This window comes from Pseudomonas sp. MWU15-20650, from assembly GCF_023242475.1.
Taxonomy (GTDB): domain Bacteria; phylum Pseudomonadota; class Gammaproteobacteria; order Pseudomonadales; family Pseudomonadaceae; genus Aquipseudomonas.
This window is the reverse complement of the sequence record NZ_JALJFG010000001.1, coordinates 270,714-289,890: the sequence shown is the minus strand read 5'-3', so window position 1 is coordinate 289,890 and position 19,177 is coordinate 270,714. Positions and strand designations below refer to the sequence as shown.

The 19,177-nt window shown below is 60.2% G+C and carries 16 protein-coding genes and 1 pseudogene; 13 read left to right on the top strand and 4 right to left on the bottom strand.

The annotated features are described in order from the left end of the window. Window positions 1–75: 75 nt before the first annotated feature. From tssE to M5B43_RS01235, 11 genes and pseudogenes are all read left to right on the top strand, one after another. Window positions 76–591, top strand: a complete 516-nt coding sequence (tssE, locus tag M5B43_RS01280) for a type VI secretion system baseplate subunit TssE (protein WP_248748434.1) — start codon at window positions 76–78, stop codon at window positions 589–591. After that, complete coding sequence (tssF, locus tag M5B43_RS01275; protein WP_248748433.1) at window positions 588–2,447, top strand: type VI secretion system baseplate subunit TssF; 1,860 nt, start codon at window positions 588–590, stop codon at window positions 2,445–2,447. The genes tssE and tssF overlap by 4 nt, the downstream gene beginning before the upstream one ends. After that, window positions 2,411–3,454, top strand: coding sequence for a type VI secretion system baseplate subunit TssG (tssG, locus tag M5B43_RS01270; protein ID WP_248748432.1), 1,044 nt, complete (start codon window positions 2,411–2,413; stop codon window positions 3,452–3,454). The genes tssF and tssG overlap by 37 nt, the downstream gene beginning before the upstream one ends. Next, complete coding sequence (gene tssH / locus M5B43_RS01265) at window positions 3,447–6,116, top strand: type VI secretion system ATPase TssH (RefSeq protein WP_248748431.1); 2,670 nt, start codon at window positions 3,447–3,449, stop codon at window positions 6,114–6,116. The genes tssG and tssH overlap by 8 nt, the downstream gene beginning before the upstream one ends. A 96-nt stretch (window positions 6,117–6,212) precedes the next feature. Beyond that, entirely contained in the window at window positions 6,213–8,153 is a 1,941-nt protein-coding gene (locus M5B43_RS01260; protein WP_248748430.1) for a type VI secretion system Vgr family protein, read from the top strand. Between the two features lie 15 nt (window positions 8,154–8,168). Continuing rightward, entirely contained in the window at window positions 8,169–8,603 is a 435-nt protein-coding gene (locus M5B43_RS01255; protein ID WP_248748429.1) for a DcrB-related protein, read from the top strand. 12 nt (window positions 8,604–8,615) lie between these two features. Then, window positions 8,616–13,001 (top strand): RHS repeat-associated core domain-containing protein, encoded by a 4,386-nt coding sequence (locus M5B43_RS01250; RefSeq protein WP_248748428.1) that lies wholly within the window; start codon window positions 8,616–8,618, stop codon window positions 12,999–13,001. 1 nt (window position 13,002) lies between these two features. Beyond that, complete coding sequence (locus M5B43_RS01245; protein WP_248748427.1) at window positions 13,003–13,572, top strand: DUF1629 domain-containing protein; 570 nt, start codon at window positions 13,003–13,005, stop codon at window positions 13,570–13,572. 67 nt (window positions 13,573–13,639) lie between these two features. Next, a pseudogene (locus M5B43_RS27320) lies at window positions 13,640–13,996 on the top strand (RHS repeat-associated core domain-containing protein); the annotation flags it as partial. After that, window positions 13,970–14,356, top strand: coding sequence for a NucA/NucB deoxyribonuclease domain-containing protein (locus M5B43_RS27315; RefSeq protein WP_349292345.1), 387 nt, complete (start codon window positions 13,970–13,972; stop codon window positions 14,354–14,356). The pseudogene M5B43_RS27320 and the gene M5B43_RS27315, both read left to right, overlap by 27 nt. Window positions 14,357–14,372: 16 nt before the next feature. After that, on the top strand, window positions 14,373–14,987 hold the full coding sequence (locus tag M5B43_RS01235; RefSeq protein WP_248748426.1) for a DUF6707 family protein: 615 nt from the start codon (window positions 14,373–14,375) through the stop codon (window positions 14,985–14,987). Between the two features lie 158 nt (window positions 14,988–15,145). Here the strand turns inward: M5B43_RS01235 and M5B43_RS01230 are convergent, their stop codons facing one another. From M5B43_RS01230 to M5B43_RS01220, 3 genes are all read right to left on the bottom strand, one after another. Next, window positions 15,146–15,421: an HU family DNA-binding protein gene (locus tag M5B43_RS01230; protein WP_003176958.1), complete on the bottom strand. Its 276-nt coding sequence runs from the start codon at window positions 15,419–15,421 to the stop codon at window positions 15,146–15,148. Between the two features lie 191 nt (window positions 15,422–15,612). Further along, entirely contained in the window at window positions 15,613–16,761 is a 1,149-nt protein-coding gene (locus M5B43_RS01225) for an FAD-dependent oxidoreductase (protein ID WP_248748425.1), read from the bottom strand. 36 nt (window positions 16,762–16,797) lie between these two features. Beyond that, window positions 16,798–16,965 (bottom strand): rubredoxin, encoded by a 168-nt coding sequence (locus M5B43_RS01220; protein ID WP_003213373.1) that lies wholly within the window; start codon window positions 16,963–16,965, stop codon window positions 16,798–16,800. A 196-nt stretch (window positions 16,966–17,161) separates the two neighbouring features. Between M5B43_RS01220 and M5B43_RS01215 the strand changes: the two genes are divergently transcribed. Together M5B43_RS01215 and ubiA are read left to right on the top strand one after the other, a co-directional pair. Next, a complete protein-coding gene (locus M5B43_RS01215; RefSeq protein WP_248748424.1) occupies window positions 17,162–17,725 on the top strand; it encodes a chorismate lyase in 564 nt (187 codons plus the stop codon). Further along, window positions 17,725–18,615 (top strand): 4-hydroxybenzoate octaprenyltransferase, encoded by an 891-nt coding sequence (gene ubiA / locus M5B43_RS01210; RefSeq protein WP_248748423.1) that lies wholly within the window; start codon window positions 17,725–17,727, stop codon window positions 18,613–18,615. Before M5B43_RS01215 ends, ubiA begins: the two co-directional genes overlap by 1 nt. A gap of 32 nt (window positions 18,616–18,647) precedes the next feature. Here ubiA and M5B43_RS01205 read toward each other — a convergent pair whose 3' ends face one another. Next, the gene (locus M5B43_RS01205) at window positions 18,648–19,028 is read right to left on the bottom strand and encodes a hypothetical protein (RefSeq protein WP_248748422.1); all 381 of its coding nucleotides are present in this window, start codon (window positions 19,026–19,028) and stop codon (window positions 18,648–18,650) included. Window positions 19,029–19,177 lie beyond the last annotated feature (149 nt).

The window sequence follows — 19,177 nt, the reverse complement described above, 5'->3', positions numbered from 1 at the left end:
GGCCCTGCGCCACGGCTCTACGGTCTCAAGTGCAGCACTTTGTCCCTCTCGCAACCCGTCCGTGGAGCTGCTTTGGTGGTAACTGAAATCGCTTCCCGCGACCGTCTGCAACCGTCCCTGCTGGACCGGTTGACCGATGACGACCCAACCAATCCCAAGGAAAGCGCCGACAAACGCGTGCTGTCCCTGACCCAATTGAAAGCCTCGGTACTGCGTGACCTGGCGTGGCTGCTCAACACCACGTCGTTGCTCGATACCGATGCCACGCTGCACACTCAGGCCGGTACATCGGTGGTCAATTACGGCCTGCCGGCCTTGGCGGGCAACAGCGTTTCCAGCGTCGACATCAAGGCCCTGGAAGCCCTGATCTACCAGGCCATCGCCACGTTTGAGCCGCGGATCCTGCGCCACACCTTGCGCGTCAAAGCCCGCGTCGGCCATGGCGAGATGAACCACAACGCCCTGAGTTTCGAGATCGAGGGTGACCTGTGGGCGCAGCCGGTGCCGTTGCGCCTATTGCTGCAAACCGACCTTGACCTGGAATCCGGCCATGTCCGTGTAGTCAATGCCGAACAGAGGAGGCGCCCATGAACCCGCGCCTGCTGGAGCTGTACAACCAGGAACTGCACCACGTGCGCGAAAGCGCCGCGGAGTTCGCCAAGGAATACCCGAAGATCGCCAGTCGGCTGACCCTGTCCGGCATGGACTGCGCCGACCCGTACGTCGAACGCTTGCTTGAAGGCTTTGCCTACCTGACTGCCCGCGTGCAGCTCAAGCTCGATGCCGAGTACCCGACCTTCACCCACAACCTGCTGGAAATCGCCTACCCGCACTACCTGGCACCGACGCCGTCGATGACCGTGGTGCAACTGCAGACTGACCCCGATGAAGGCTCCCTGGCCAGCGGCTTTCCCCTGCCGCGTGACACCGTCTTGCGTGCCGCGCTGGGCCGTGAAACCCAGACCTGCTGCGAGTACCGCACCGCTCACCCGGTGACGTTGTGGCCGTTGCAGGTCAGCAGTGCCGAATACTTTGGCAACCCCGCCGCCGTGCTGGGCCGACTGGCCGCCAGCGAGCCGAAGGCCAAGGCCGGTTTGCGCCTGACCTTGCGCACGGGCGCCGAGTTACCGTTCAACAGCCTCGACCTCGACAGCCTGCCGATGTACCTGAGTGGCGCCGATGAGCAGCCGTTCCGTCTCTACGAACAACTGCTGGGCAATGCCTGCGCAGTGTTCGCGCGCAAGCCGGGTGGCGACTGGGTCGAGCGCCTGGGGCAAGACGCGTTGCGCTCCCGTGGTTTTGACGACGCCGACGCTGCCATGCCGGTGGTGGCTCGGGCGTTTCAGGGCTACCGGCTGTTGCAGGAGTATTTCGCCCTGCCCCACCGCTTCCTGTTCGTCGAGTTCGCCGAGTTGAGGCGTGCGGTCAAACGCTGCGACGGCCAGGAACTCGAGCTGATCGTGCTGTTCGACCGTCACGAACCGAGCCTGGAAGGCAGCGTTGGCGCGGCGCAGTTTTTGCCATTCTGCACACCCGCGATCAACCTGTTCCCAAAACGAGTGGACCGCATCCACTTGTCCGACCGCGTCAACGAACACCATGTGATCGCCGACCGCACGCGGCCGATGGATTTCGAGATTCACTCCCTGAGCGGCATCACCGGCCACGGCACCGGGCCGGAACAGCCGTTTTTGCCGTTCTACGCGGTGCGCGATCCGTCGCGCTATGGCCGTGACCTGGCCTACTACACCGTGCGCCGTGAGCCACGCGTGCTTTCCAGCGACCAGCGCCGCAACGGTCCACGCTCAACCTATGTGGGCAGCGAAACCTTTGTCAGCCTGGTGGACAGCCGCCAATCGCCCTACCGCCATGACTTGCGCCAGCTGGGCGTCACCGCCCTGTGCACTAACCGCGACCTGCCGTTGTTCATGAGCGTGGGCAACGGCAAGACTGACTTCACCCTGGCCGACAGCGCCCCGGTATTGGCCGTGCGGTGCGTCGCCGGGCCAAGCCGCCCGCGCGCCAGCCATGCCCATGATGCCAAGGCGTGGCGCCTGATCAGCCAGTTGTCGCTCAACTATTTGTCCTTGAGCGAACAGGGCCAGGGGGCGGGCGCTTTGCGTGAACTGCTGCGCCTGTATGGCGACAGCAACGACGCCGCCCTGCAATTGCAGATTGAGGGCCTGCGCGAAGTCAGTAGCAAAGCGGTGACCCGGCGCTTGCCGATGCCCGGTCCGATTGTGTTCGGCCGTGGCTTGGAGATCACCCTGGAATTCGATGAAAACGCGTTTCGCGGCACGGGCGTGTTCCTGCTCGGTGCTGTGCTGGAGCGCTTCCTGGCACGCTACGTGTCGATCAACAGTTTTACCGAGACGGTGATCCGTACCACCGAACGCGGCGAGATCATGCGATGGAAAGCCAAGCCCGGACGTCGTCCGACCCTGTGAGTACCCTGGATGCGATGCATCAGGAGCCCTGGGAATATGACTTCTTCCAGGCGCTGCGGCGTATCGAGTGCGAATCGCCGGACCTGCCGCGCCTGGGCCATTCCCTGCGCCTGGCGGATGACCCGCTGCGCCTCGGGCAGCAGGCCGATTGCACCTTCGCCCCGGCCACGCTGGCCTCGGTCGACCCCGGCGGCGATGGCAAACCGGCGCGGCTGGAGCAGTTCTTCTTCGGCCTCGGCGGCCCCAACGGGCCGTTGCCCCTGCACATCACCGAGTATGTGCGCGAGCGCCAGCGCAACAACGCCGACAGCACCAGCAAGCAGTTCCTGGATGTGTTCCATCATCGCCTGCTCAGTTTGTTCTACCGCGCCTGGGCCGAGGCACGGCCGACGGTCAGCCACGACCGCCCGGACGATGATTATTGGTCCGCACGCCTGGCTGCGCTGAGCGGCCGAGGCATGCCCAGCCTGCTCAATCAGGGGCTGATCCCCGACACCGCGAAACTGCATTACAGCGGCCACCTCTCGGCACAAACCCGCTACCCAGACGGTTTGAAGGCGATCCTTGGCGAGTACTTCGGCCTGCCGGTGGAGATCGAGGAATACGTCGGCCAATGGCTGGAACTGCCCGAGCGCAGCCGCGTGAGTGTCAGCGCCAACCAACTGGGCGTGGACTTCTGCCTGGGCAGCCACGTGTGGGACCGCCAGCACAAATTCCGTATCCGCCTCGGCCCACTCGCACTGGATGACTACATGGGCATGCTCCCTGGCAGCCAACCGTTCAACGAGTTGGTGGCATGGGTCGCCGAGTACCTGGGCCATGAACTGGACTGGGACCTGAACCTGGTTTTGCAACAACCCGAAGTCCCGGCGCTACACCTTAATGGCCAGTTCCGCCTGGGCTTCAACACATGGCTCGGCCAACCCGAGCATGACGCCAACGACCTAATCCTGGCCCGGCATTATGCCGATCAGGCCACCACCTCAAGGAATCCAGAGCATGGGTGAAATCAGTCGCGCCGCACTGTTCGGCAAACTCAACAGCGTGGCCTACAAGGCCATCGAAGCCGCCACCGTGTTCTGCAAACTGCGGGGCAACCCGTATGTGGAACTGGCCCACTGGTTTCACCAACTGTTGCAACTGCAAGACTCGGACCTGCACCGCATCATCCGCCAGTTCAACCTGGAACCGGCGCGCCTGGCCCGTGACCTGACCGAAGCCCTGGACCGCCTGCCGCGTGGCTCGACGTCGATCACCGACCTGTCCTCCCATGTGGAAGAAGCCGTAGAGCGCGGCTGGGTCTACGGCAGCCTGATGTTCGGCGAAAGCCAGGTGCGCACCGGCTACCTGGTGCTCGGTATTTTGAAAACACCGAGCCTGCGCCATGCGCTGCTGGGCTTGTCTTCCGAGTTCGACAAAATCAAAGCGGAGGCCCTGAGCGAGCGTTTTGATGAGTACGTCGGTGACTCGCCGGAAAATGCCCTGAGTGCCAGCGATGGCTTTAATGCCGGCGTTCCCGGCGAGGCCAGTGGTGCCATGGCGCCCAGCGCGATGGGCAAGCAGGAGGCACTCAAGCGCTTCACCGTCGACCTGACCGAGCAGGCGCGCAGCGGCAAGCTCGACCCGATTGTCGGTCGCGATGAAGAGATCCGCCAATTGGTGGATATCCTCATGCGTCGGCGCCAGAACAACCCGATCCTCACCGGTGAAGCCGGTGTGGGCAAGACCGCCGTGGTCGAAGGGTTCGCCCTGCGCATCGTCGCCGGTGACGTGCCGCCCGCCTTGAAAGATGTGGAACTGCGTAGCCTCGACGTGGGCCTGCTGCAAGCGGGCGCCAGCATGAAAGGCGAGTTCGAACAGCGACTGCGCCAGGTCATCGAAGACGTCCAGGCATCGCCCAAGCCAATCATCCTGTTTATCGACGAAGTTCACACCCTGGTCGGTGCCGGTGGCGCCGCCGGGACGGGTGACGCGGCCAACCTGCTGAAACCGGCCCTGGCCCGTGGCACCTTGCGTACCGTGGCCGCCACCACGTGGGCCGAGTACAAGAAGCACATCGAGAAAGACCCGGCCCTGACCCGCCGTTTCCAGGTGGTGCAAGTCGCCGAACCGTCGGAAGACAAGGCGCTGCTGATGATGCGCGGCGTCGCCTCGACGATGGAAAAGCACCATCAGGTGCAGATTCTTGATGAGGCCCTGGAAGCCTCGGTGAAGTTGTCCCACCGCTACATTCCGGCCCGCCAGTTACCGGATAAATCCGTGAGCCTGCTGGACACCGCTTGCGCCCGCGTCGCCATCAGCCTGCACGCGGTGCCGGCCGAAGTGGACGATAGCCGCCGTCGTATCGAGGCCCTGGAAACCGAGCTGCAAATCATCGCCCGCGAACACGCCATCGGCATTGCGATTGGCGCGCGCCAGAGCAATAGCGAAGCCTTGCTGGCCGCCGAACGCGAGCGCCTGGCAACCCTGGAAAGCCGCTGGGCCGAAGAGAAAGCCCTGGTCGATGAACTGCTCGCGACCCGCGCGACCTTGCGCGAGAAAGCCGGTGTCGTGGACAGCGATGCCGGTAACCATGCGAGCGATGAGCTGCGCGCGCAACTGGTCGACCTGCAACAACGCCTCACCACCCTGCAGGGTGAAACGCCGTTGATTCTGCCGACGGTGGATTACCAGGCCGTCGCCTCGGTGGTTGCCGACTGGACGGGCATCCCGGTGGGCCGTATGGCCCGCAATGAACTGGAGACGGTGCTCAACCTCGACCAGCACCTGAAGAAACGCATCATCGGCCAGGACCACGCCCTGCAGATGATCGCCAAGCGCATCCAGACTTCTCGCGCCGGTCTCGATAACCCGAGCAAGCCGATTGGCGTGTTCATGCTGGCCGGTACGTCGGGTGTGGGCAAGACCGAAACCGCCCTGGCCCTGGCCGAAGCCATGTATGGCGGCGAGCAGAACGTGATCACCATCAACATGAGCGAGTTCCAGGAAGCCCACACCGTGTCCACGCTCAAGGGTGCGCCACCGGGCTATATCGGCTACGGCGAAGGCGGCGTGTTGACCGAAGCGGTACGGCGCAAACCCTACAGCGTGGTACTGCTGGACGAGGTGGAGAAAGCCCACCCGGACGTGCACGAGATCTTCTTCCAGGTGTTCGACAAAGGCGTGATGGAGGACGGCGAAGGCCGGGTCATCGACTTCAAGAACACCCTGATCCTGCTGACCACCAACGCCGGTACAGAGCTGATTTCCCAGGTGTGCAAAGACCCGGCGAATATTCCTGAACCGGAAGAAATCGCCAAGGCCCTGCGCCAGCCGCTGCTGGAAATCTTCCCACCGGCCTTGCTCGGCCGCCTGGTGACGATCCCTTACTACCCGCTGAGCGACGAGATGCTCAAGGCGATCACTCGCCTGCAACTCAACCGCATCAAGAAGCGCGTGGAGAATACGCACAAGGTCGCCTTCGACTACGACGACGCGGTGGTCGACCTGATCGTCTCGCGTTGCACCGAGACCGAAAGCGGCGGGCGCATGATCGACACCATCCTCACCAACAGCCTGCTGCCGGACATGAGCCGCGAGTTCCTCACGCGCATGCTCGAAGGCAAGGCACTGGCGGGGGTGCGTATCAGCAGCCGGGATAATGAATTGCACTACGACTTCAGCGATTAACCTGAAGGAACACAGCTCTAAATGTGGGAGGGAGCTTGCTCCCTCCCACATTTAGAGCCGGTTTCTTCAGTGACTAAGGTGTTTACGGGACTATCGATGCTATTCAACCAAGCCTCACGCCTGGCCAAGATCACCAGCCCCCTCGGGCCGGATGTGCTGCTGCTCAATGAAATGGGCGGCGGTGAAGAGCTGGGCCGGTTGTTCAACTACGAGCTGCAATTGACGTCCCTGGACGCCAACATTGACCTCAACCAGTTGCTGGGCAAGCCAATGAGTGTGGGCCTGCAACTGGCGGACGGAGGCGAGCGGCACTTCCACGGCATCGTCGCCCGTTGCAGCCAGAACATCGACCAAGGCCAGTTCGCCAGCTACCAGGTAACGCTGCGCCCGTGGCTGTGGCTGCTCAGCCGCACCTCCGACTGCCGGATTTTCCAGAACCTGAGCATCCCGCAGATCATCAAGCAGGTGTTCCGTGACCTGGGGTTTTCCGACTTCGAAGACGCCCTGAGCAGGCCGTACCGCGAGTGGGAATACTGCGTGCAGTACCGCGAGACCAGCTTCGATTTCGTCAGCCGCCTGATGGAACAGGAGGGTATCTACTACTTCTTCCGCCATGAGCAGGACCGTCATGTGCTGGTGCTGGCCGATGCCTATGGCGCCCACACCACGGTGCCGGGCTACGCGTCGATCCCCTACTACCCCAAGGACGAGCAGCAGCGCGAACGCGACCATATGCACAACTGGCACCTGGCGCAGGAAGTACAGCCGGGCTCGCTGGAGCTCAACGACTACGACTTCCAGCGCCCCAGCGCCAGTATCGACGTACGCTCGGCCATGCCGCGCCCGCACACCGCCGGCGACTACCCGTTGTACGACTACCCCGGCACCTACGTGCAAAGCGAAGACGGCGAACACTACGCGCGCACCCGCATCGAAGCCCTGCAAACCCTCCACGAACAAATCGAGTTCAGCGGCAACGCCCGTGGCCTGGGCTCGGGCCATCTGTTCAGCCTGACCGGCTTCAGCCGCCAGGACCAGAACCGCGAATACCTGATCGTGGGTTGCCGTTACTACATCGTTCAGGAAAGCCTGGAAAGTGGCGGCGGCTCGGGTTCGGCGCAGTTCGAAAGCAGCCTCACCTGTATTGATGCCCAACAAAGCTTCCGACCGTTGGCCAACACCCACCGTCCCATCGTCAAAGGCCCGCAGACCGCGTTGGTCGTCGGCCCTAAAGGCGAGGAAATCTGGACCGACCAATACGGCCGCGTAAAAGTGCATTTCTATTGGGACCGCCACGACCAGTCCAACGAAAACAGCTCGTGCTGGATTCGTGTATCGCAATCCTGGGCCGGCAAGAACTGGGGGGCGATGCAGATTCCACGGATCGGCCAGGAAGTCATTGTGAGCTTTCTAGAAGGCGACCCGGACCGGCCGATCATCACCGGCCGTGTGTACAACGCTGAACAGACGGTGCCTTACGACCTGCCGGAAAACGCCACCCAAAGCGGGATGAAAAGCCGTTCGAGCAAAGGCGGCACGCCGGCCAACTTCAATGAAATCCGCATGGAGGACAAGAAGGGGCTGGAGCAGTTATACATCCACGCCGAGCGTAACCAGGACATTGTTGTCGAGGTGGATGAAAGCCACTCGGTGGGGCATGACCGCAACAAGAGCATCGGCCATAACGAGACGGTGACCATCGGCAACAACCGCCTGCGCATCGTCAAGCATGAAGACATCCTCTCGGTGGGCCAGAGAAAGACCGACAGCATCAGCCAGAGCTACGTGATTGAAGTGGGCGAAAACCTGCGCCTGGTCTGCGGCAAAAGCATCCTGGAGTTGAATGCCAGCGGGCAAATCAACCTGAGCGGCGTGCAAATCAGCTTCTACGCCAGCGGCGATGCCGAGTTCAACACCGGCGGCGTGCTGCACCTGAATAACGGCGGCGGCCCCGGCGCCACGCCCGATGGCCAAGGCATGAAAGCCAGCATCGACGCGAATATCAAAGCCGCGTTCCCCGCGCCTAAAAGCTCCTGACGAGACCTGTTTGCCATGACGTACCGAATCAACGAATTCCAGCTCCAACTGCCGGTCGCCGAGCTGCAAGACGCGACGATCAATATCCTCAAGTTCCCCGAGCTGGGCACGTCCTTGATCATCAGCCGTAGCTTCCTCACCGAAGGCGAAACCCTGCACAGCAACTTCGACGACCAGCTCAAGCGCCTGGAAAAACAGGTGCAGGACTTGCGCTATCAACCGGGGGTGAACGTGCGCTTGGGTGCGGCCCAAGAGGTGGAAGGCATTGAACTGCGCAGCCAGTTCAACAAGGGCAATGACAAGGTGTTCCAGTACCAACTGGCACTGGTGATCCCGGGCACGCGCAAGATGCTCGCCTTGAGTTATGTGAAGGCGGACACGCTTGGGGATGCTGAGGCGGCGCATTGGGCATTGATAAAAAAATCGCTGTCGTTCGACGCTATTTCTTGATGAGCTGCCGGCATGTCTGACGCTCTATGGGCCGCCCGGATGGGCGATGCACTCTCGCACACCTCGATGATGGCGGACATTCTCGGCGGTGTACTGGAGGTAGCGGCCAATATCGCGATCACGGCGGTGGCGACGGCGGCTGTCGTCGCCGCCACTGGGATTACCGTCGCCACCGGTGGGCTTGGCTGTTTCCTGCTGGGTGCCGTGGTGGGCACGATTGTCGGCCTGGCCATGAGCAAGACCGGGGCCGATAAAGGCCTGACGAGTTTATGCGATACGTTCGCCAACGCGCTGTTTCCGCCCACGGTGCAGGCCAATATTCTTACCGGTTCCACCGATACCCTGACCAACAACATCCCCGCTGCACGCGCCGCAGGGGCGATCAGTTCCCATGTCGCACCGGCCGGTACCGAGCTGGAAGCGCCCGAGCCGGAGCCCGAAGCCAGCTACCTGGACATGGCCGAGAGTTTCTTCTCGCAGATGTGGCGCCCTACCGTCGCCACCCCGGCGCCTGGGGCCGAGCCCAAGCCGCTGGACCTGGTCACGTGCATGAAGCACCCGCCGATGCCGCCGCAGTTTCTGGCCGAGGGTTCGGATAAGGTCACCATCAACGGCCAACCGGCGGCGCGCAGCGGTGATCGCAGCACCTGCGATGCAACGGTGGTGTCGTCCGGCCTGATTTCCTCCAACGTGACCATTGGCGGCGGCTCGGTGGTGGTGCGTGAGATTCGCAGTGGCAAGACGCCGGGCGTAGGGTTGGCGGTCACGGCACTGTTGATGCTCAAGGGTGGCAAGGGCAAGTTCTTCAGCAAGTTGCCGTGCATGTTGATCGGCGGGGCCACGTCGATGGCGGTCAGCAGCGCGATGGGGGCCGTGGCGAACGCAGCGATGGGTTCATCGAATCCGGTGCATGCGGCCACGGGCGCGAAGGTGCTGGGCAATGCCGAGGAGCTGGATTTTGTGCTGCCCGGCATCCTGCCGATCGACTGGCAGCGCTTCTACAACAGCCGCGATGAGCGCCCGGGCGGAATGTTTGGCGCAGGCTGGAGCGTCCCATATGAAGTGTGCGTCGAGATCCTGCCCCATTCAGAGGGCGGTGAAACGCTGATTTATACCGATGAGCAAGGTCGGCCTATCGACATGGGTTCGATTCCCTTGGGCGGCGCGGTGTTCAGCGCCGGTGAAGGGCTCGCGGTGCGGCGTCACCTCAATGGGCAGTTGCTGATCGAGAGCGATGACGGCCTGTATCGCTTGCTTGAACCCTCCGCCAACCCGTCGCTGCTGCGCCTTACTCAATTGGGCGACCGAAACGACAACCGCATCTATATCGATTATGACGAAGCCGGGCACATGGTGCGGCTACGCGACACATTCGACCTGGTGCAGGTTGAGTTGATCCGTGATCAGGGCCAGTTGGCGCGCATCGAACGTCTGTACCCTGATCAGCGCCGAGAAGTGCTGGTCAGTTATGGCTTCGACACGCAGGGCAACCTGGCTGAAGTGCGCGATGCGACAGGCCAGGTTCAGCGTCGTTTTGCCTACGACAGCGGTCGCAGGATGGTGGAGCATCAACTGCCGACCGGGCTTCGTTGCTTCTACGAATGGTCTTTGGTTGAAGGTTTGGAATGGCGCGTGGTCCGGCACTGGACCGATGAGGGCGACGCTTACCAGTTCGACTATGACTTGCAGGCCGGTATCACCCGTATTACCGACGGCTTGCAACGCGTTAGTACCCGGCATTGGAACACCCAACACCAGATCATTCGTTACAGCGACAACCTTGACCACACCTGGCTGTTCGAATGGAACGACGAGCGCCAGTTGCTCAGCGCCACCGACCCGCTGGGCGGGCGCTTTGAATACAGCTACGACGAGGCCGGCAACCTGATCGGCGAAACCGACCCGCTGGGTCGCAGCGATTCGACGCTGTGGTTGGAACATTGGGCCTTGCCCCTGGTGGAAACCGACGCCGCGGACAACAGCTGGCAATATCGCTATGACTCACGCGGCAACTGCATCGCCGAAACCGATCCACTGGGCTACGTCACGCGCTATCGTTATGACGCCCACGGCCAGCCCGTGGAAATTATTGACGCCACCGGCAAAAGCAAAAAGCTGCGCTGGAACCCGTTCGGACAACTGGTCGAGCACATCGACTGCTCAGGTTACCCGACGCGATTCAGCTACGACGAGCGCGGCTATCTGCAGGTCATTACCGATGCCCTGGGCGAGCGTACCCAATTCAGCTATGACGCCCAGGGCCGTCTGCTCACCACCCAATTGCCGGACGGCCGTACCGAGCAGTACCAGCGCGCGGTCAGCGGCCAATTGGTGGGCTACACCGACCCGGCCGGGCATACGACGCTCTATCAACATAATCGCCGTGGCCTGGTCAGCCAGCGCATCGACGCCCATGGCCGGCAGGTGCAGTTCGGCTATGACAGCTATGGACGGCTGCAAGCGCTGATCAACGAAAACGGCGAGCGTTATCGTTTTGCCTGGGATGCCAGCGACCGTCTGGTTGAACAGCAGGACCTCGACGGCAGCGCCAAGCACTACAGCTATGACCCGCTGGATAACGTCACGGCGGTGACTGCCGTGCCGGCGCCTTACGGAAACGGTCTGGCCCTGGTGCCCGAAACGCCGCCCGCGCCTATCGTCCATCGATTGGAACGCGATGCAGTGGGCCGGCTGATTGCCAAGACCACCGACGATGGCCGCACCGACTACAGCTACGACGCAGTGGACCAGCTCACGGCTGTCACCTTCACCGATTCGCAGGGCAACGTCCAAGCCCTGGGTTTTGCCTACGATGCCCTCGGCCAACTGCTTTGCGAGCAGAGTTCGGCGGGCAACCTGCAACACCACTACGACGAACTCGGCAACCTGATCCAGACCCAACTGCCGGACGGCCGCTGGCTCAATCGCCTGTATTACGGCAGCGGCCATCTGCACCAGATCAACCTCGACGGCCAGGTCATCAGCGACTTCGAGCGTGACCGCCTGCACCGCGAAGTACTGCGCACCCAGGGCCAGCTCACCACCCGCAGCGAATACGACCGTAGTGGCCGCCTGCGTTCGCGCCAACGCCGCTTGGCAAGTCAGCCATCGTTGATGCCGACGGCCGCGCAAAAACAGTTCGAATACGACCCCGCCGACAACCTGATCGGCAAACTCTACCAACAACCCGCCGCACAGCACCGCCAACTGCTGCACTACGACGCCACCGGCCGCATCATCGCCAGCCAGGACAGCCTGCACGGCCAGCGTGAAACCTTCGCCTACGACGCCGCCGCCAACCTGCTGGACGGCCCGCAGGCGGGTGCCGGGTTGGTGATGCATAACAAGCTGCTGACCTATCAGGACAAACGTTATCGCTATGACGCGTTTGGGCGGATGATCGAAAAACGCAGCGCGAAACTGGGCGTGCAGCGGTTTACCTACGATGCTGAAAGCCGTTTGGTTGAAGTGCGTAACGATGACGGCAGCGTCGTGCGAATGATCTACGACCCGCTGGGCCGACGCATCGAAAAAACCGAGCATGGCAGTGACGGGTATCCGCTGGGAGAAACGCAGTTTGTGTGGGATGGACTGCGGTTATTGCAGGAGCATAAATACAGCCAGACCAGCCTCTATGTTTACGATGATGACGGCTACGAACCGCTGGCCCGCGTCGACGGCCTTGGCCCGCTACAGAAGATTCGCTACTACCACAACGACCTGAACGGGTTGCCGGAACAACTGACCGAGGCCGATGGGCACAGCGTCTGGCAGGCGACTTATCGGGTGTGGGGCAACACGCTGGAAGAGGTGCGTGAGCCTTATTACATTGAAGAGCAGAACCTGCGGTTTCAGGGGCAGTATCTGGACCGGGAGACGGGGCTACACTACAACACTCTCAGGTTCTACGACCCCGAAATAGGGAGATTCACGACTCCAGATCCGATCAGTTTACTGGGCGGCATAAACCTGTACCAATATGCGCCAAATCCAATTACATGGGTTGATCCATGGGGCCTGTTTAACTGGAACTATAAAAATATGCCTGGAATCGATGGATTCCAGAAACACCATATTATTCCTCAATCGCTGGCTGATCACCCTGCTCTGAAGAAGGCTGGATTCGACATACACAAAACTTCCAACATCATTTACTTGCCTAGTGAAGAGGGCAAGCACAAATATCGCACTATTCACAAAGGCTCACATCCGGGTTACAACAAAGCTGTTCGGGCACAGCTCAATGAAATATCCCTCGCGGGCAAGGCTGGAAAATGGAAAAAAGCCCAGTACGCGCAGGCAGTGAGGGAGGTTGTCAGCTCTGAAAGGTCGGGATTACGCAATGGGCGTACTCGGTTGAATAAAAACTCAACTCAAGCAGGTCGCTGCGGGAAATAATATGTACCTATTAGAAATCAGTGAAAACTATTCAGAAATTTACTGGTTCAAATACGACCAGAAAAAATCTCCCGACCACCTATTGTTTATTAGTGGAGAAGAGCAATCATCAATTGCTACCACTCCAACCTTTAGAAATAAAAATAAGATCAGCGCATCTCGCTTAATGTCCTTCGATCTTCTTCAAAGTGACACGCTTGAATTTGTAAGCGAGGCAATGGCCAACGTACTGCGCAAATTCCCGAAAGACGCTCAGCTTTTTCCTGCCAACGTTTATCTAAAAGAAGAAAAGCTGGAAGGTTACTATGTATTCAATGTGATCCAGATACTTCCTTGTATTGATTTGAATAACTCTCAATATGGTCCCATGTTCAGCTTTATGCCGGATGGTCCTCTGAAATTCACCACTCTTCAAAGTCTGCCACCTGCTACCTTAGGCAATCACCATATCGTGAGAGCTAAGGAAAGTTCACAACGCATCTTTGTTTCCCAGCAGTTCAAGCAGCAATGCGAAGCATCCCAGCTTAAAGGTCTTCGATTCGTAGACTGTTCCAAAGGTATCCAAGTCTGAACAATAAAGGGGACGGATCTATTTAATCCGGATAGGGACTGTAAATAAATCTGACCCCTTTATCCTGCTGGCACGTGTCGATGGCACTGGCGAACATCAGCGTGTGCGTTACTACCACAATGATTTGAACGGTTTGCCTGAACAGTTGACGGAAGCGGACGGGCATACGCTGTGGCAATCGCGTTACCAGGTATGGGGCAACAGCGTCAGGGAAGTTCGCGAACCCTATTACATCGAGGAGCAGAACCTGCGTTTCCAGGGACAATACCTGGATCGGGAGACGGGCCTGCACTACAACACCTTCCGCTTTTATGATCCGGACGTAGGGCGGTTTACGACGCCCGACCCTATTGGGCTGGCAGGTGGGATTAACCTCTATGAATACGCGCCGAACCCTATCGTCTGGACTGACCCCCTTGGATACAAGGGTTGCAACGTCAAGGCAGGAGATGGCAAGACACACGATATCGTTCTTGAACTGACCAGGAAGCAGTACAAGCAGACGTTCGGTCACATCGCTGATGTCATCAAGGCGCGAGGAAAAAATATATTTACTATCGATCGCCTGGGCGCGGCGGATAACCGCAAAGCCTCTCTGGCCGGTCACCCGTCCGTCAAGGCACTGGATCGGGATGAATTCCCGATGGCGATGTTCAAAGAAGGTGGCAAAGGGGCTAGCGTCAGGTACATCGACCCTAGCGACAACCGAGGCGCAGGCTCCTCGATCGCGCATGCCCTGAGCGGCTATGACGACGGGACCCGAGTAAAAATAGTCGTGAAGTAACCGATTGGAGATTTCCATGCAGATCACAGAAGCACTTGATTCACTCTCTGCTGCCGGCGGCCCATTGGCAGACCGCGTGTCGAAAGTGGCAGCCAAATACAATAAAACTCAGAAGTCACGTATCGAATCGCTGACCCGTCTGGCTTACCTTTTGTACGTCATCAATGAAAAAGACCTGGCCGAACAGCTCACTGCACCGCTGAGCAAAATCCCTTTTGAAAATAACTATGACTATTGGGTCTGGATCGAGGCGTCACTGGTACTCAACGGCACCCTGGCGAGGGCGCGCGGTGATGAGCCCGTGTACGCTGATGCGCGTGCTCGTGTATTGGCGGCGCTGAACACAGGAAACGAGCTGCAAGTCACGGTGAAGCGCAACACCCATGAACGCTTTGTAAGAGGCGAGACCTTGAGCCTGGACAAAATCCAGGACGCGGAGAACGAGGGCGACTTTGTGACAGAGGGCAATCAACGTGTCACTTACCTGATGAGCCTGTTAAAAATTCAGTTCTTTGATAAACCCGAACATTACCCGCACGAAAAGATAAAAGCCGATATCGAAGAAAATGTCGCCAGAATCAATGAAATCATTGGCAAGATCGGATTAGAAAAGCTCACGCCATTCAAATGAAGACTCATCAAAAAGCTCCAGATAAAAAGCTGTCTGTGAGAAGCCGGACGGGCCAGATTGCATTACCGTCTTGTTTAGTCCAATAAAAAATGGGCACCCGACCCAGTCGGCGTGCCCATCTCTCCTACCACCCCGCCCCCTTCGAGACGGTAACGCCATTACGCGTTGACAGTGTCTTTCAGCGACTTGCCCGGCTTGAACGCAACGGTGTTGCTGGCCTTGATTTTCACCGGCTCACCGGTTTGAGGATTTTTGCCGGTGCGGGCGCCGCGATGGCGTTGCAGGAAGGTGCCGAAGCCAACCAGGGTGACGCTGTCCTTGCGGTGCAGGGCGCCGGTGATTTCTTCGAGAACGGCGTTGAGGACGCGGTTGGCCTGTTCTTTAGTGAGGTCTGCTTTTTCAGCGATGGCGGCTGCGAGTTCTGGTTTACGCATAAATGAAGCCTCTTTGACGGTTTTTTGTTGTTATGTCCGTGCTGCTCTCTTACGGAGCAGCGCCCAAGGCGCCGCAGGCTCTACTCTGCGGCAGACGGGAGTGAGGATGGCATGCCCTCGCACGCTCCGCCAGTCTCGTGGCGACCTTTCTAGGGGTAAGAACGTGCTGATTCCGACAGAACGACCCGTATTTACGCCAGCAACGGCGGAAGTTCTTTGTTCAGGGCCAGTTTTTCCATTACGGCGCTGCCTGTCAGCGCGTAGCCCAGCAGGCGGCCGCTGGCATCGCGGCACAGGGCCTTGATGTCGGCGCCCTGCCCTTCGACGCTCCACACGCCTTCGCTACCCCGTGGCGGTGGCGATACCACCAGTGGGCAGATCGGGGTCTTCACGGTGATCGGCATCGGCCCGTAGCTGACCGCCGTGGCGTTGCCGGCCAGGGTCTGGGCCAGGGTGCGGGCGCAGCTCATCAGTGGCATCACGTATAGCAGGTTAAGGCCGTCGACCTCGGCGCAGTCGCCCAGGGCGTAGATATTGGCGTGGGAGGTCTTGAGGTGACGGTCCACCATGATCCCGCGGTTGATTTGCAAGCCGGCGGCGGCGGCCAGGTCCACGCGTGGGCGCAGGCCGATGGCGGAGACCACCAGGTCGCAGTGAATCACTTCACCGTCCGACAGGTGCGCTTCCAGGCCGTCTGCAGTGCGCTGCAGGCGGTTGAGCACCGGGCCCAGGTGGAAACGCGCGCCCAGACCTTCCAGCCCAGCTTGCACGGCGGCGGCCGCTGCCGGGTGCAGCAAAGTCGGCATGACTTGCTCGCAGGGCGCGACCAGGTCGATTTCATAGCCGCCGAGGATCAGGTCGTTGGCAAACTCGCAGCCGATCAGGCCGGCACCGAGCAGCAGCACGCGGCGTTTGCCGGCAGCCGCGGCGCGAAAGCGTGCGTAGTCTTCGAGGTCGTTGATCGGGAAAATCAGCTCAGCCGCGTCACCCTCGACCGGTACACGCACGGTCTCTGCGCCCCAGGCCAGGATCAGGTCGCGGTAAACCACCGCTTCCTCGCCGATCCACAGGCGCTTGTGGCCTGGGTCGATACCGCTGATGCGGGTGTGGGTGCGCACTTCGGCCTTGAGTTGCTCGGCCATGGCACCCGGTTCGGCCATACTCAGGCCGTCGGCTTCCTTGTTCTTGCCAAAGCCGGTGGAGAGCATGGGCTTGGAGTAGGAGCGCCCGTCATCCGCGGTGATCAGCAGCAATGGGGTCTCGCTGTCGAGCTTGCGAAACTCCCGGGCTACGTTGTATCCGGCCAATCCTGTGCCGATGATCACGACAGGTGCGTTCATTCCTTTCTCCTTGTAGTACGTGTCTTAAACTAAGAATTAACCGATTTCGATCATTTCGAAATCCATTTTGCCCACGCCGCAGTCCGGGCATAGCCAGTCTTCCGGGACGTCCTGCCACAGGGTGCCCGGAGCGATTCCGTCATCCGGCCAACCGTCTTTTTCGTCATAGATCAGGCCGCAGACTACACATTGCCACTTCTTCATTACTTGCTTCCTCAAGGTCCAGGCATCTTGGCCGGCGATCGATAGATCCAGCGTTGCCGCGCGACTCAGGGCGTTTTGTACTGATCGGGGCCGGCAGATGCAAGCACGATCGATGCAAACGACGGGTTTGACACGGCAAAAGATCAGGGTGCCATGATAAGCTCGCCGCCTCTTTTGCTGCCAATACTGACTCACCGTGCCGCACTCAATCGCCCTTCCCGATGCTTGCCAATGGCTGACCCAGAGCCTTCTGGCCCCTGTGCCCGCGCCCCTGGTCCTCAATTGGCTGTTCGACGAAGGCTCGCTGACGCGGCGGCTGACGCGGCTGTCCAATGACGGTTTCAGCGTGACGCCACTGTTCGAAGGCTGGCAGCCGTTGCGCGATGATGAATGCGCCGCCTTGGACCTCGCCCCCGCCAGTATTGGTTGGGTGCGCGAGGTCTATTTGCGCGGGCATGGCCAGCCGTGGGTGTTCGCCCGCAGCGTAGCGGCTCGCAGTGCCTTGCAGGGCGACGGGTTGCACATGGACGCGTTGGGCAGCCGCTCGCTGGGCGAATTGCTGTTCTGCGACCGTGCCTTTACCCGCCAGGCCATCGAGGTGTGCCATTACCCTCGTCAGTGGCTGCCGACAGCAGACCAGACCGATGGCCTGTGGGCGCGCCGCTCACGCTTTGATCGCGGGTTGCTGAGTGTACTGGTGGCGGAAATTTTCCTGCCGAGTTTCTGGCATGCGCTGCATGGCCACCCGGAGAATTGCTGATGTATCAACGTCTGCTCAAGTCCTTGAACCGCCTGAACCCCAGGGCCTGGGATTTCATTCAGCTAACGCGCATGGACAAGCCCATTGGCATCTACCTGCTGCTGTGGCCAACGCTGTGGGCGCTGTGGATTGCCGGCAAGGGTTCGCCGTCACTGCTCAATATCGTGATCTTCGTGCTGGGCGTGGTACTGACTCGCGCCGGTGGCTGCGTGATCAATGACTGGGCTGACCGCAAGGTCGATGGCCACGTGAAACGCACCGAGCAACGGCCACTGGTGAGCGGAAAAATCAGCTCGAAAGAGGCACTGGTGTTCTTTGCGGTGCTGATGGGCATCAGCTTCCTGCTGGTGCTGCTGACCAACGCCTCTACCATCCTGCTGTCACTGGGCGGTTTGGCGCTGGCGGCGAGCTACCCGTTCATGAAGCGCTACACCTATTACCCGCAGGTGGTGCTGGGGGCGGCGTTTTCCTGGGGCATGCCGATGGCGTTTACCGCAGAGACCGGCCACCTGCCCGCTATCGCGTGGCTGCTGTATATCGCCAACCTGTTGTGGACGGTGGGCTATGACACTTATTACGCGATGACGGACCGTGACGACGACTTGAAGATCGGGGTGAAGTCCACCGCCATTCTGTTCGGCGATGCCGACCGCGTGATCATCCTGACCCTGCAAGGGCTTTCGTTGGTGTGCCTGTTGCTGGCCGGTGCGCGGTTCGAGCTGGGTGGCTGGTTCCACCTCGGGCTGCTGGCGGCGGCGGGCTGTTTTGCCTGGGAGTTCTGGTACACACGGGACCGGGACCGCCTGAAATGCTTCAAGGCGTTTTTGCACAACCACTGGGCCGGGTTGGCGATTTTTGTCGGGATTGTGGCTGACTACGGGTTTCGATGAGGGGCCAGGCCCCTCATCATTAGTGGGCTGGGCTAAGGCTTGGCAACCATCCAGGCTCCGTCCATTTTGCCTTCACCGGTCATGTCACCGGCCTTCTTGTCCATGACGAAGGTGTAGAGCGGTTTGCCACTGTAGGCCCACTGGCTCTTTTGATCATCACGGGTAATCACGGTCCACTTGCCCATAGGCTTGTCGGTGGACTCTGCCATCAAGGGTGGCCAGTTAGCGGCGCACTTGTCGTTGCACATGGACTTGCCACCAGCATCCTTGGCAAAGGTGTAGAGCGTCATGCCCTTGTGATCCACCAGCATCCCGTCTTTGGTCATCGCCGGGTCTGCCGCAAACGCCAGCGTCGGCAGCGTCAACGCCGCCGTGACCAGCAGGGCTTTCCAGGAAATCGTACTGTAAGTCATCGGAACCTTCCTTTTGTGGTTGTCAGGATTCGGACCCAAAGCGTAGTCCAGAGTGCCGCAAATTGCCCAAGCGGCTAAATTACTGTCACACGACTGCAATAATTCCGTTATCTAATGCGGCGCAAGACAGTTAAATGACAAGAGGATTT

Coding starts and splice junctions, on each gene's coding strand:
- tssH (WP_248748431.1), top strand. CDS start 3,447: ATGGGTGAAATCAGTCGCGCCGCACTGTTCGGCAAACTCAACAGCGTG.
- M5B43_RS01230 (WP_003176958.1), bottom strand. CDS start 15,421: ATGCGTAAACCAGAACTCGCAGCCGCCATCGCTGAAAAAGCAGACCTC.
- M5B43_RS01235 (WP_248748426.1), top strand. CDS start 14,373: ATGCAGATCACAGAAGCACTTGATTCACTCTCTGCTGCCGGCGGCCCA.
- M5B43_RS01250 (WP_248748428.1), top strand. CDS start 8,616: ATGTCTGACGCTCTATGGGCCGCCCGGATGGGCGATGCACTCTCGCAC.
- M5B43_RS01205 (WP_248748422.1), bottom strand. CDS start 19,028: ATGACTTACAGTACGATTTCCTGGAAAGCCCTGCTGGTCACGGCGGCG.
- tssG (WP_248748432.1), top strand. CDS start 2,411: ATGGAAAGCCAAGCCCGGACGTCGTCCGACCCTGTGAGTACCCTGGAT.
- M5B43_RS01245 (WP_248748427.1), top strand. CDS start 13,003: ATGTACCTATTAGAAATCAGTGAAAACTATTCAGAAATTTACTGGTTC.
- M5B43_RS01260 (WP_248748430.1), top strand. CDS start 6,213: ATGCTATTCAACCAAGCCTCACGCCTGGCCAAGATCACCAGCCCCCTC.
- M5B43_RS01255 (WP_248748429.1), top strand. CDS start 8,169: ATGACGTACCGAATCAACGAATTCCAGCTCCAACTGCCGGTCGCCGAG.
- ubiA (WP_248748423.1), top strand. CDS start 17,725: ATGTATCAACGTCTGCTCAAGTCCTTGAACCGCCTGAACCCCAGGGCC.
- M5B43_RS01220 (WP_003213373.1), bottom strand. CDS start 16,965: ATGAAGAAGTGGCAATGTGTAGTCTGCGGCCTGATCTATGACGAAAAA.
- M5B43_RS01225 (WP_248748425.1), bottom strand. CDS start 16,761: ATGAACGCACCTGTCGTGATCATCGGCACAGGATTGGCCGGATACAAC.
- tssF (WP_248748433.1), top strand. CDS start 588: ATGAACCCGCGCCTGCTGGAGCTGTACAACCAGGAACTGCACCACGTG.